This window comes from Palleronia sp. LCG004 (genome assembly GCF_032931615.1).
GTDB lineage: Bacteria > Pseudomonadota > Alphaproteobacteria > Rhodobacterales > Rhodobacteraceae > Palleronia.
This window is the reverse complement of sequence record NZ_CP136759.1, coordinates 1,003,770-1,016,311: the sequence shown is the minus strand read 5'-3', so window position 1 is coordinate 1,016,311 and position 12,542 is coordinate 1,003,770. Positions and strand designations below refer to the sequence as shown.

Genomic DNA, 12,542 nt, shown 5'->3' with positions numbered 1-12,542 from the left:
ACGATCCGTATCCGTGCTTGAAAAGCGCGTGGACCTCCTGTGTGGTAGCTTTCACGATCAAAGGGAGGATCAGATGAAATTGAAGTTCACGGCCGTGCTGGCCGGTGCGACGCTATCCGCGCTCGCATCGTTTGCCCCGGCGCAGGCACAGACGACGGAATGCATCGCCCCGTCCGCACCGGGCGGCGGCTGGGACTTTACCTGCCGCACGATCGGACGGATCCTGACCGATCTCGACCTGGTGGACGGCAACGTCCAGGTCACGAACATGCCCGGCGGCGTCGGGGCCGTGGCCTTTGCGATGGTCGACGGGGAACGCCCGGGTGACGAGAACCTGATCGTCGCGACCTCGACCGTCGGGATCACGCAGATCGCGCAGGGCCGCTATCCCGCGCCGCTCGACGCGATGCGCTACATCGCCATGCTGGGGGCCGATGTCGGCGTGATCGCCGTGGATGCCGACAGCGAATACGACGATCTCGCGGCGGTCAGCGAAGCGATGGCGAACGATCCCGCATCGCTCGTGACCGCCGGGTCGTCGGGCGCAGGCGGCTGGGACCATATCCGCCTTCTGCAGGTCGCCGACGCCGCGGGGCTCGAGGACCTTTCGGCGTTGCGCTGGGTCCAGTTCGACGGCGGCACCGATGCGGTGACGCAGATGATGGGCGGCCAGGTCGACGTCGTATCGACCGATATCGGGGAGATCGCGGGCTTCATCGAGTCGGGCGACATCAAGGTTCTGGCCGTGCTGTCCGACGAGCCGATCCCGGCCTTCCCCGACCTGCCCACGGCGGTGAGCCAGGGCGTCGACGTGACCGGCTACAACTGGCGCGGGCTCTATACCGGCGGCGACGTCTCGGACGAAGCGTACCAGCAATGGGTCGACCGGCTCGAGACGCTCTACAACAGCGAGGAATGGCAGAGCGCGGCCAAGGAATCGGGACTGATCCCGATCTGGCGCGGTGGCGACGAGTTCACCGAATACGTCCAGCAGCAGGAAGAGCAGATGGCCAAGATCTCGCGCGAGATCGGCATCATCGAATGACGACACGGATCGTCGGCGCCGCGGTCTTCGTGATCGCGGCGCTTTTCGTCATGCAGGCGCGGCTCTACGAGGCCCCGTTCGGCGACGTGCTGGGCCCGGCGGTCTTTCCCGTCATCGTGGGCATTCCGGCGATGATGCTGTCCGCATCGCTCGTCGTCTGGCCCGGGAGCGAGGTCGCCTGGCCACGCCCCGAGCGGCTGCTCCGACAGGGGGCCGCGCTCGTCGTGCTGCTGGGCTATGCGTGGTTGCTGGTGCCGCTCGGATTTCTCATCGCGACATTCCTGCTCGTGGCGCTGCTGGCGATCGTGCTGGACGGGCCGGCCGGAAAATCGGTCGTGCTGGGCGCGGTGATCGCGCCGGCACTCTGGGCGCTTTTCGACCGGGTGCTGGGCCTGCCGCTGGCCCCGCTCGGCACATGGTTCTGAGGAGAGTACCCCCGTGGAAACCCTGATCGCGCTCGGTGGCGGCTTCGCCGTGGCGCTGACCCCCCTCAATCTTGCGCTCCTGCTGCTCGGATGTTTCGCGGGCACGCTGATCGGCGCGATGCCGGGCCTCGGGCCCGTGAACGGCGTCGCGATCCTCATCCCGCTGACCTTTGCCTTCGGGTTCGACGCGACCTCGTCGCTCATCCTGCTTTCGGCGGTCTATTTCGGCTGCATGTATGGCGGCCGGATCAGCTCGATCCTGCTGAACATTCCGGGCGACGAACCGGCGGTGATGACGACGCTCGACGGCTATCCGATGGCCCAGCAGGGCCGCGCGGCCGATGCGCTGGCGATCTCGGGCGTGGCTTCCTTCGTGGGGGCGACCGTGTCGGTGATCGGCCTCACGCTCTTTGCGCCGCTCCTCGCGCAGGCGGCGATCTATTTCGGACCGGCGGATTACTTCGCGCTCTACATCCTGGCCTTCGCCACGATCGGCGGCATCGCGGGCGTCGATCCGCGCAAGACGCTGCTGTCGGCCGTGATCGGCCTCATGATCGCGACGATCGGCATCGACCCGATCAGCGGCATCCCCCGCTTCACCGGCGGCAACTACCATATCTACGACGGGGTGGACGCGATTGTCGCGCTGGTCGGGCTCTTCGCGATTTCCGAGATCCTGTTCCTTCTGGAGCGTCGCGCGCGCGATCGGTCGGCCTCGATCCGGGTGCAGAGCTGGCTGCCCGATTTCCGCACGATCTGGGCCACACGCGCGGCCATGGCGCGGGGATCGATCGTGGGCTTCGTCGCGGGCGTCCTGCCCGGCGCGGGCGCGTCGCTGGGCGCGGTGATGAGCTATTCGATGGAAAAGCAGGTCAGCAACCGCGAGGGACGGTTCGGCAAGGGCGATCCGCGCGGCGTGGCGGCCCCCGAGGCGGGCAACAACGCGGCCTCGGGCGGCGCGCTCATCCCGATGCTGTCGCTCGGGGTGCCGGGGTCGGGGACGACGGCCGTGATGCTGGCCATGCTGATCTCGCTCAACGTGCAGCCGGGACCGCTTCTCTTCGCGCGGCAGCCGGATCTCGTCTGGGGGCTGGTCGCGTCGCTCTACCTTGCGAACATCGCGCTGCTGGTGCTGAACCTGCCGCTGATCGGGCTGTTCACGCGGATGATGATGGTGCCGACATGGGCGCTGATGCCCGTCGTGGCGGCGGTGAGCTTCGTGGGCGTGTTCGCGATCGCCAACTCGGTCTTCGATCTGGAGGTGATGATCCTCTTCGGGATGCTGGGCTATCTGCTGCGCAAGCTCGACATCAGCCTCGTGCCGCTCGTTCTGGGGCTGCTGCTCGGCGGCGACATGGAGCGGAACCTGCGCCGCGCCATGTCGATCTCGGACGGGGATTGGTCGATCCTGCTGTCGAGCTGGATCTCGATCGTGCTCTACGTGCTGACCGCGCTATTCCTTGCGCTGTCGGTCTGGCTGGCCGTCAGGGACCGCCGGATGGATGCGACGCGCCCGACGGACTGACCGCCCTTCAGGCGTGGCCCGTGCCGAGCGCGCGGGCCACGGCCATCACCACGCGATACTGCCCTTCCTGCGCGATGCGGAAATCCTCGCCGCCGATGGTCTCGTCCGGTGCCTCGGTGATGAGCGTCACGGGATAGCCGGGATCGGCCTCCTCCCGGATGGTGTAGGGGATCGCGTCGGCATAGACGTCGAACGACCGGCCGGAGACATAGCTGTCGTAGAGCGCGAGCATCCGGCGGTTCTGCGCGACGAGTTCGGGAAACTCCGCGAGCGCGGCGAGCCCCGCGCCGAGCACACGTGCCGCAAGCTCCGCTTCATCCGGATCGTGGCGGAGGATCAGGAAGAATCCCTTGGGGATCGTCCATTGCCCGAAGCCGTGCGGGATGTAGCCCGAAAGCGGACGCGTCCATTCATGGCTGGGATAGCCGTGCAGGTTCACGTGGACCTTGGCGCGAAGATGATCGCGGGCGATGTCGCGGATCGCGCTTTCGAAGCGGCCCTGGCCATGGCTCAGATCCGCACCGCTCGCGGTATAGCGCGCGGCGTGATGCATGTGGCGCGGCTGCGCGCGGCAGAGGTCGCGGAAGACGGCATACCCGTCGGGATTCTCGAGCGGGTTGAGCGTGAACGAAACCCGACCCGTCTTCGCCAGATCGCGCCCCGCGCGCAGGGCCCCCACCATGGGCGAGCTTTCGTTCGCGTGCTGCCCGGCCGAGATGGCGAGCATCGCTTGCCCCCGGCCCGCGACATACGTGCCCGGAACCGCCCTGCCCTGACGCGACCGTGCCTCGTACCGGGTGCCGCCTATGGCACCCAGATGCGCCGCGATCTCTCCGGGCGTGAGCCAATGCGTCGCGTCGTCGAGCGCGGGGCTTGCGCCGGGTGCGTCCGCGTCCGCCGTTCCGTCGACGAGCCGCATCGACAGGCGCGGCTCGTCGCCCGTGACGATGCGGGGCACGACCTGACCGGATTTCACCGACCGTTCTTCGGGTCCGAGGCCGAGACGATGACGGAAGATCTCGAGACTCGCGAAGTAGATGTCCTCGTGCAGCGCTTCGGCGAGGGAAATGCATTCGTGGCCGACCGGAAGCGTCAGATCCCCGGCCGGAACGGTCGCGTCGATCTCGAGGCGGTCGAAGAACGGGCCGTCGGGCTCGTCCGCGTTCAGCGGATCGAGCGGCAGATCGGCCATCGCCGCGCAGGCACGGCCGAAAATGGCCTCGTATTCGGTGGGCAGGTGCGCGTCCCCGGCCCCGGATGCCCAGCCGCAGGCGGCAAGGATGCGCCCGCCGGATGCGTCCTCGACCCAACGAACCGGCACGCGGACCCGATGGGTCGCGAGATCGGTCTCGACCACGTATTCCGGCAATCCGTCGCCCTCATGCGCGCGGGGGGCAAACGCGATCTCGCACCATTCGTGCAGCTCATGGAGCGGGTAGCATTCGAGACGGAAGCGATCCTCGGGACAGCCGTCGACCACGGGATAATGGATCGTGGCGCGCGTCGCGCCATCGAGAAGCCCGTCCTCCATCACGTCGTGGAGGAGCGTCTTGTAGGCAGAGCGCACGCGTGGACCGCCCCGCGCCTCGGCGGCGCGACGGGCGGGCAGGCTCTCGAAGAGCCACACTTCCGTGGCCCCTTCGGGCAGCGAATTGATCGTGCGGGGATATGTCTCGTCGATATGCATCAGGTGGTCCTTCCGAGCGGGTCGAGCCGGTCGCGCAGCCAGTCGCCCAGCAGGTTCAGCCCCAGCACGGTCAGCATGATGGCGAGACCGGGGAAGATCGTGACCCATGGCGCCGTCTGGATGTAGTTGCGCCCGTCGGCAAGCATGCCGCCCCAGCTCGGGATCAGCGGATCGATCCCGAGGCCGAGGAAGGTCAGGCTGCTTTCGAGCAGGATGTTCGTCGCGACGTTCAACGTCCCGAGAATGACCAGCGGCCCCATCGCGTTCGGCAGGATGTGCCGGAAGAGGATCGCGCGATCCCTGAGCCCGTAGCTCTGCGCGGCCTGCACGTATTCTGCCTGCCTCAGCGAAAGGACAGATCCGCGGATGAGGCGCGCATATTGCACCCATTGCGCGACGATCATCAGCAGGATGATCCGGTCGAGCCCGGGTCCGATGATCGCGATTACGGTGATGGCGAGCAGGATGAACGGCAGCGCCAGCTGGATGTCGGCGAAGCGCATCAGGAACGTGTCCCAGACCCCGCGATAATATCCCGCGAAGAGCCCGATGATCGTGCCGATCACGACCGAACCGACGGCCGAGGTGATGCCGACGAAGAACGACACGCGGCCGCCCACCACCACGCGCGAAAGGATGTCGCGCCCGAGCGGATCGGTTCCGAGCGGATAATCCCATGTCTGGAACGGGGGCGTCAGCCGGTCGACCAGCGATTGCGCCATGCCGCCGCCCGGAAAAAGCAGCGGCGAAAGCAGGACCGCACCGCCAATCAAGACGATGAGGGTGAGGCCCGCGACGAATTCGAAGCTCTTGAACGCTGACATCGCCTCACTCCAGCCGGATGCGCGGGTCGAGCGCCATGTAGAGCAGATCGACCAGAAGGTTCGCGGCCACGATCATGATCGCCATGACCGAGATCACCGCCTGAAGGATGGGGTAGTCGCGCTGCGCCACGGCGTTGACGGCGAGCGTGCCCATGCCCGGCCAGTTGAAGACCAGCTCGACCACGACGAGGCCGCCCATGAGTGACCCGAACTGGAGGCCCAGATAGGTGACGAGCGCGATGGAGCTGTTCCTGAGCGCGTGCTTGTAGATCACGGACCGCTCGCTCAGCCCCTTGGCGCGGGCAACCATGATGAACTGCTTGTTCAGCGTGTCGAGCATGGTGGTCCTGACGATCCTGAGATTGGTCGCGGTCAGGATCACCCCGATCGTCACGGCCGGCAGGATCAGAGAGACCGGTCCCTGGAATCCGGAGGCGGGCAGCCATCTGAACGTGACCGAGAAGACCAGGATCAGCATGATGCCGAGCCAGAAATTCGGAAAGGACAATCCCGTGAGAGAGACGATCCGGACCACCTGATCGGCGAAGCTGCCGCGATGCCGGGCGGCGTAGATGCCGAGCGGGACCGAGATGAGCAGCGACACCGCAAGCGAGGTCAGGGCGAGCAAGAGGGTCGCGCCGAGCGCGTCGCCGAGGATGGGCGCGATGGGGCCGCGAAAGAACGAATCCCCGAAATTGCCCGTCAGAAGCCCGCTCAGGAAGTCCCAGTATTGCGCAGCGAAGGATTGATTCAGGCCCAGCCCTTCGCGGATGCGGGCGAGATCCTCGGCCGACATGGTGGCGCTGTCGCCCATCATCATGATGGCCGGATCGCCGGTCAGGCGGATCGCGAAGGCGATGAAGAGCGTCACCGCCACCACCACGAAAAGCGCCTGCAACGCGCGCTTGGCTATGTATCCCAGTATCGGCATCGCCGCTCCTCAGAGGGGTTCCGCGGCACGGGGGGCCCGCGCCGCGGAACGTCTCATTCCTCGACCGTCACATCCACGAGGCGCAGCCGGATGTCGGGCGCGGCCACGAAGTTCTGCACGCGGTCGGACACCGCGTAGATCTGGTCCTCGTTGTAGAGCGGGATGTGGTAGGCCTGCTCGTGCGCCTCGCGGGCCACGTCCTGCAGGATCGCCTCGCGTTCCTCGACGTCCGACGTCTCGCGCTGGGCGTCGAGAAGCTCCTGCATCCTCTCGGAGGTGCCGTAGGGGTTCCAGCGTTCACCCTCGTAGTACGAGAGATACGCAGTGTTGTCGAAATCGAAGGTCCAGCCCCCCCAGGAGAACTGGAACATCTCGTCGGTCTGGCCCTGCGGCACGATCTCGTTGAGGAAGACCGCGTCCTCGACCGGGTTCAGCCCGACATTGAGCCCCACCTGCGAGAAGAAGCCGGTCAGGGCCTGCGCCACCTCGTTGAAGGTCGAATTGCCGGCGCGATAGTCGATCGTCATCCGCGCGCCTTCGGCCACACCGGCCTCGTCGAGAAGCTTGCGCGCCTCTTCGGGGTCGTAGGGATAGCCGGGAAGGTCGGGCGCGAAGCCGAAGGACAGATCGCCCTGCAGCTGTCCGATGGGCGTGCCACGGCCACCCAGGAACGCGTCGATCAGCGCCTGCTTGTCGACCGCCATGTTCAGCGCACGGCGCACCCGCACATCCGCCGTCGCGGCCGGCTCGGCGGTCTTGAGGGCGAGCGAATAGATCGTCGGCCCCGGCACCGACACGATCTCGAGCCCCGGAGCGTTCTCGATCGTCGGAATCGCGGAATAGGCCACGTTGTTGAGCACGTCGACCGCACCCGATTGCAGCTCGGCCAGGCGGGTCGAATCCTCGGTGATGAAGCGGAAGACGAGTTCATCGAGCTCCGGCGCGCCCTCGAAATAGTCGGGATAGGCTTCGAGCGTCAGACGCGATCCCTGATTGTAGCTCACGAACTGGAAGGGGCCCGTGCCGACCGGGTTCAGATCGAAATGCTCCTCGCCCATCTCTTCGATGTAGTCGGGCGGGACGATCATCGCGCCATAGCCCGAAAGCTTGGTCAGGATCACCGGATCGGGCTGGGCCATGTGGATGTCGATCGTGTGGTCGTCGATGATCTCGACATGGTCGATCGTGGTATAGTTCGACTGCTGCGGACCCTGCGCGCCCTGCTCGCCCAGAAGACGGTCGAAGGTGTATTTCACGGCCTCGGCATCGAAGGGTTCGCCGTTGTGGAAAGTGACGCCGTCGCGCAGCGTGAAGCGATAGCGCATCCCGTCATCGAGCGTCTCCCATTCCGTGGCGAGGCCGGGCTGAAGCTCGAGGTTCTCGTCGCGGCGGACGAGGCCGTCGTAGATGTTGCTCGCGATTCCGCCCCATGCCAGCAGGAAGGTGTCGACCGGATCCCAGTTCTGCGGGTCCTGGCGCTGGGCCACGGTGAGCGTCCCGTCGGCGAAGGCGGGCATCCCGGCCGCGCCGAGCGCCGTGGCGGCGAGCAGGGCTTTCATCGTTCTGGTCATGCTTGGAGTTCTCCCTGTTGTTCTTGCTCGAAGAGGTGATGGTCGTCGGCCATGAGATGCCCCGGCGCGACCTCGACGAAACCGTGCGCGCGGCGCGGATCCTTGACGGGGCGCACGGGGCTCGGGATGTCGCCGGAAAGGGACACGCGTTCGGGCCGGGCCTCGGGATCCATCACCGGCACGGCCCTGAGCAGGCGCTTGGTATAGGGGTGCTGCGGCGTCTCGAAGATCTGCCGCCGGGTGCCCATCTCGACGATCTCGCCCAGATACATGACCGCGACGCGGTGGCTGACACGCTCGACCACGGCCATGTCGTGGCTGATGAAGAGATAGGCCAGCCCCCGCTCGGCCTGCAGCCGCATCATCAGGTTGATGACCTGCGCCTGAACGCTCACGTCGAGGGCCGAGACCGCCTCGTCCGCGATGATGAGGCCGGGATCGACGGACAGCGCGCGGGCGATGCAGATCCGCTGTCGCTGGCCGCCCGAGAATTCGTGCGGATACCGGTCGGCCTGATCGGGCGACAGGTTCACGGCGCGGAGGAGATCGGCGACCTGCGTGTCGGGATCCTTCAGAAGCCCGTGGACCTTCATCGGCTCCGTCAGGCTCTGACGGATGGTCAGGCGCGGATTGAGCGACCCGTAGGGGTCCTGGAACACGTACTGGATCTCGCGCTTGAAGCGGTCGCGCTCGGCATCGGCGAGCGACAGGATATCCGTCCCGCGATAGAGGATCCGCCCCGAGACCGGGGCCACGAGCTGTTGCAGGGTCTTGCCGACCGTGGACTTGCCGCTGCCGGATTCCCCCACCAGCGCGAGCGTCTCGCCCGGCGCGATCTCGAACGAGATATCCTCGGCCGCATGGACGCGATGCGTGACCCGCCCGAAAAGCCCGGAGGTGAGGTCGTAGCGCGTCGTGATCCCTTCGAGCCGGACGAGCGGTTCGGCCCGGTCGGGCACCGCGTGGTCGATCTCCGTCTCGGCCTCGCCCGGCAGCGGGAAAGGTCGCGGCGCGTCGCGCCCCTGCATCGCGCCGACCTTCGGGACGGCGGCCATCAGCGCGCGGGTATAGTCGTCCGTAGGGTTCAGGATCACGTCACGGGCGGTTCCGCGCTCCATCACGCGGCCGGCGCGCATCACGACGATCTCGTCGGCCATCTGCGACACGACGCCCATGTCGTGGCTGATGAAGATGACCGACGTGCCGAATTCCGCCTGCATGTCGCGGATGATCTGCAGGATCTGCGCCTGAATGGTCACGTCAAGCGCGGTCGTGGGCTCGTCCGCGATCAGGAGGTCCGGCCGGCACGACACGGCCATCGCGATCATCACGCGCTGACGCATCCCACCCGAAAGCTGGTGCGGATACCGGCCGAGTTGCTGGCGGGCATTGGGCATCCGCACGAGATCGAGAAGCCGCTCGGCCTCGTCGCGCGCGGCACGGCCAGTCATTCCGCGATGGAGCCTCAGCGCCTCGGTGATCTGGTTGCCCACGGTGAAGACCGGATCGAGCGAGCTCATCGGCTCCTGGAAGATCATCGAGATGCGGTTGCCGCGGATCCGGCGCAGCACCTTTTCGGGGGCGGTGACGATATCCGTCTCGCCCTCATCGCCCGTAAGACAGATCCGCCCCGAGGTGATCCGCCCTCCGGTGAATTTGAGAAGCCCCATTGTCGCGAGCGAGGCCACCGACTTGCCCGAGCCGCTTTCGCCCACGATGGCGAGCGTGCGACCGCGGGGCACCTCGAATGACAGGTTCTTCAGCGCCTGCGTCTCGCCGAAGGCGATCGACAGGTCCTCGACCTTCAGGATCGTGTCCGATGCGCTCATGGTGTGACAGCCGCCTCGCGGGCCACACGGTGGCCCTGTGCGATATCGTGGAGGGCGATGCGCCCGGGGGCACTGCCCACGGGAAAGATCGGGCTCGCCGCTTCGACCCCTTCGGTCGCGGGCAAAGCCGGCCGCCGCGTCGTCGGATCGGGAACGGGCACGGCGGCGATCAGCCGTCTCGTGTAGGGATGTTGCGGATCGCGCAGAACCGCGTCTCGGGGACCTTCTTCCATGACCTGACCCAATCGCATGACCATCACCCTGTCGGCAACCTGTTCGACCACCGCCATGTCGTGGCTGATGAAGAGATAGGCCAGGCCGTCCTGCTCCTGCAATTCGCGCAGCAATTCTAGGACTTGCGCCTGGACGCTCACGTCGAGGGCCGAGACGCTCTCGTCCGCGACGATGACCTTGGGCGACAGCGACAGCGCGCGCGCGATGCAGATGCGCTGCCGCTGCCCGCCCGAGAATTCGTGCGGAAACCGCGACAGCATGTCGGCCGAAAGCCCCACACGGCCAAAAAGCCATTCCGCCCGGTCCGAAAGCTCGGACCCGTGGGCGAGGTCGTGGACGCGCATCGGCTCCACCACCTGTTCGCCCACGCTCATCCGCGCGTCGAGCGAGGCACCGGGGTCCTGGAACACCATCTGGATGTCGCGCAGGACGGGCCGCATCGTGGCGCGCGACCGGCCATGCGTCTCGACGCCGCCCACCCGGATCGAGCCCTCCCAAGGGACGAGCCCCAGAAGCGCCTTGCCGATCGTGGACTTGCCGCAACCCGATTCCCCCACCAGCGCCAGAGTCTCGCGCTCGCGGATATGGAAGGAGACGCCCTCGACCGCGTGCACCCGTGCGATGGTGCGCCCCAGCACGCCGCCCCGCATCGCGAAGCGGACGCTCAGATCCTCGACCTCCACGATGTTCCGGGCCTCGGCCACGGCAGCGCGCGGCGGGGCCGTCCCGAGGCGCGGAACGGCGGCGAGCAGGTCCTGCGCGTATTCGGTCTTGGGCGCGGCGAAGAGCGTCCGCGTCTCGGCGGCCTCCATCTCGCGGCCATGGCGCAGGACGATGACGCGATCGGCCATCTCGGCCACGACGCCCATGTCGTGCGTGATCATCAGTACCGCCGTTCCATGTTCGGCCTGCAGGTTGCGGATCAGATCGAGGATCTCGGCCTGAACCGTCACGTCGAGCGCGGTCGTGGGTTCGTCCGCGATCAGGATCTCCGGGTCGCAGGCAAGCGCCATGGCGATCATCACCCGCTGACGCATGCCGCCGGACAATTCGTGCGGATACTGCCGAAGCCGTCGGCGCGGTTCGGTCAGCCGCACGGCTTCGAGCAGTTCGAGCGCACGGGCCCTCACGCCGCGCCGTCCGCAGATGCCGTGTTCGAGCAGCACCTCGGCAAGCTGCCGCTCGATCGTCATGAGCGGGTTGAGAGACGTCATCGGCTCCTGGAAGATCATCGCGACCCGGGCCGATCGGACCCGGCGATAGCCCCACTCGCCCAGATCCGTGAGTTCGACATCGCCGAGCCGGATGGAGCCGCCCGCGACCCGCGCCATCGGTTGTGGCAACAGCCCCATGATGGCGAGCGCGGTCATCGACTTGCCCGACCCGCTTTCCCCCGCGAGCGCGAGCGTCCGGCCCGGAAGCAGGTCGAAGGACAGCTTGTCGAGCACCGTCTTCGCGCCCTCCTCCGTCGCGACCTGCACCGACAGGTCGCGGACGGAAAGGACCGGGGTCGCGACGGCCTCGCTCATTCCAGGACGATCCGCGGGAAGTAGAAGGACACGACCCAGTTGGGCATGTCCACGATTTCGGAAATCCTGAGATCGCCCGCGACCGAGCAGAGGAGATAGGCATCCTCGGCCGAGAAGCCGTGGGACTTGCAAAGCAGATCGACCATGGCAGACACGGCGTCCTTCGCGCCACTCATCATGTCGGGGCCGATGCCGGTCGTGACCTCGTAGCCCTTGGCATCCAGGTGGCGCGTCACCGGCCCGGGCGTCGTGAAGCGCGGGAAGGCGAGCTTTTCCTGCTTGATGAGGTCGAGCGTCACCTCGACATCCATCGGGCTTTCGATCGCGGTGCCGCAGACCTCCCCGTCTCCCTGCGCCGCATGCGTGTCGCCGATGGAGAACAGCGCGCCCGCGACCTCGACGGGGAGATAGAGCGTCGTGCCAGCGGCCAGATCGCGGATGTCGAGATTGCCGCCCATGCGACGCGGCGGTACGACCGAATGAAGACCCGGCTCGGCCGGGGCGAGGCCGATCGTCCCCGCAAAGGGTTTGAGCGGCACCTTCGCGATGTCCGAGAAAAGCGCAGGCGAGAGGCTGTCGGGGTCGTAATCCCAGACCTTGAGGTGCGGATCGGTGAACTGATCGGCCAGAAGCCCGAAGCCCGGAATGTTCGCCGTCCAGCCGAAGCCCGAGGGATGGAACGCCTCGATCCCGATCTTGAGAATGTCGCCGGGCTCGGCCCCGTCAACATAGACGGGACCGGTCACCGGATTGATCTTGCCGAAGTCGAGCGTCGCCACATCCGCGGTCGTGCTGTCCTTCGACAACTGGCCGCCCGAGCTGTCGAGACAGCGGAAATGCAGCCGGCTTCCGGGGGCCACGGTTTCTGCGGGCGGGATCGAATGATCCCACCCGTGATGGTGATGGCCGTGGATCGTGTAGTCGCAATTCCTGCACATCGGT

The 12,542-nt window shown here is 66.8% G+C and carries 10 protein-coding genes; 3 read left to right on the top strand and 7 right to left on the bottom strand.

The window, feature by feature from the left end; translation table 11 throughout:
• Nucleotides 1-73: 73 nt before the first annotated feature.
• The 3 genes from RVY76_RS04905 to RVY76_RS04895 are packed head-to-tail and all read left to right on the top strand — an operon-like array spanning nucleotide 74 to nucleotide 2,995.
• The gene (locus RVY76_RS04905; RefSeq protein ID WP_317376270.1) at nucleotides 74-1,045 is read left to right on the top strand and encodes a Bug family tripartite tricarboxylate transporter substrate binding protein; all 972 of its coding nucleotides are present in this window, start codon (nucleotides 74-76) and stop codon (nucleotides 1,043-1,045) included.
• The gene (locus RVY76_RS04900; RefSeq protein ID WP_317376269.1) at nucleotides 1,042-1,470 is read left to right on the top strand and encodes a tripartite tricarboxylate transporter TctB family protein; all 429 of its coding nucleotides are present in this window, start codon (nucleotides 1,042-1,044) and stop codon (nucleotides 1,468-1,470) included. Before RVY76_RS04905 ends, RVY76_RS04900 begins: the two co-directional genes overlap by 4 nt.
• A 13-nt stretch (nucleotides 1,471-1,483) precedes the next feature.
• Nucleotides 1,484-2,995: a tripartite tricarboxylate transporter permease gene (locus tag RVY76_RS04895; RefSeq protein ID WP_317376267.1), complete on the top strand. Its 1,512-nt coding sequence runs from the start codon at nucleotides 1,484-1,486 to the stop codon at nucleotides 2,993-2,995.
• Between the two features lie 7 nt (nucleotides 2,996-3,002).
• Here the strand turns inward: RVY76_RS04895 and RVY76_RS04890 are convergent, their stop codons facing one another.
• From RVY76_RS04890 to RVY76_RS04860, 7 genes are read right to left on the bottom strand one after another with little or no spacing between them, the layout of a single operon-like run.
• Nucleotides 3,003-4,682 (bottom strand): peptidase M14, encoded by a 1,680-nt coding sequence (locus RVY76_RS04890; RefSeq protein WP_317376265.1) that lies wholly within the window; start codon nucleotides 4,680-4,682, stop codon nucleotides 3,003-3,005.
• A complete protein-coding gene (locus RVY76_RS04885) occupies nucleotides 4,682-5,506 on the bottom strand; it encodes an ABC transporter permease (protein WP_317376263.1) in 825 nt (274 codons plus the stop codon). The genes RVY76_RS04890 and RVY76_RS04885 overlap by 1 nt, the downstream gene beginning before the upstream one ends.
• A gap of 4 nt (nucleotides 5,507-5,510) precedes the next feature.
• A complete protein-coding gene (locus RVY76_RS04880) occupies nucleotides 5,511-6,437 on the bottom strand; it encodes an ABC transporter permease (RefSeq protein ID WP_317376262.1) in 927 nt (308 codons plus the stop codon).
• 53 nt (nucleotides 6,438-6,490) lie between these two features.
• Complete coding sequence (locus tag RVY76_RS04875) at nucleotides 6,491-8,008, bottom strand: ABC transporter substrate-binding protein (protein ID WP_317376260.1); 1,518 nt, start codon at nucleotides 8,006-8,008, stop codon at nucleotides 6,491-6,493.
• On the bottom strand, nucleotides 8,005-9,837 hold the full coding sequence (locus RVY76_RS04870) for an ABC transporter ATP-binding protein (protein ID WP_317376258.1): 1,833 nt from the start codon (nucleotides 9,835-9,837) through the stop codon (nucleotides 8,005-8,007). Before RVY76_RS04870 ends, RVY76_RS04875 begins: the two co-directional genes overlap by 4 nt.
• Nucleotides 9,834-11,600, bottom strand: a complete 1,767-nt coding sequence (locus tag RVY76_RS04865; protein ID WP_317376256.1) for an ABC transporter ATP-binding protein — start codon at nucleotides 11,598-11,600, stop codon at nucleotides 9,834-9,836. The genes RVY76_RS04870 and RVY76_RS04865 overlap by 4 nt, the downstream gene beginning before the upstream one ends.
• A complete protein-coding gene (locus RVY76_RS04860; RefSeq protein WP_317376254.1) occupies nucleotides 11,597-12,538 on the bottom strand; it encodes an acetamidase/formamidase family protein in 942 nt (313 codons plus the stop codon). Before RVY76_RS04860 ends, RVY76_RS04865 begins: the two co-directional genes overlap by 4 nt.
• Nucleotides 12,539-12,542 lie beyond the last annotated feature (4 nt).

Bases quoted from the DNA above. Each gene is read 5' to 3' on its own strand.
- RVY76_RS04905 (WP_317376270.1), top strand. From the start codon at position 74: ATGAAATTGAAGTTCACGGCCGTGCTGGCCGGTGCGACGCTATCCGCG.
- RVY76_RS04900 (WP_317376269.1), top strand. From the start codon at position 1,042: ATGACGACACGGATCGTCGGCGCCGCGGTCTTCGTGATCGCGGCGCTT.
- RVY76_RS04890 (WP_317376265.1), bottom strand. From the start codon at position 4,682: ATGCATATCGACGAGACATATCCCCGCACGATCAATTCGCTGCCCGAA.
- RVY76_RS04885 (WP_317376263.1), bottom strand. From the start codon at position 5,506: ATGTCAGCGTTCAAGAGCTTCGAATTCGTCGCGGGCCTCACCCTCATC.
- RVY76_RS04880 (WP_317376262.1), bottom strand. From the start codon at position 6,437: ATGCCGATACTGGGATACATAGCCAAGCGCGCGTTGCAGGCGCTTTTC.
- RVY76_RS04875 (WP_317376260.1), bottom strand. From the start codon at position 8,008: ATGACCAGAACGATGAAAGCCCTGCTCGCCGCCACGGCGCTCGGCGCG.
- RVY76_RS04870 (WP_317376258.1), bottom strand. From the start codon at position 9,837: ATGAGCGCATCGGACACGATCCTGAAGGTCGAGGACCTGTCGATCGCC.
- RVY76_RS04865 (WP_317376256.1), bottom strand. From the start codon at position 11,600: ATGAGCGAGGCCGTCGCGACCCCGGTCCTTTCCGTCCGCGACCTGTCG.
- RVY76_RS04860 (WP_317376254.1), bottom strand. From the start codon at position 12,538: ATGTGCAGGAATTGCGACTACACGATCCACGGCCATCACCATCACGGG.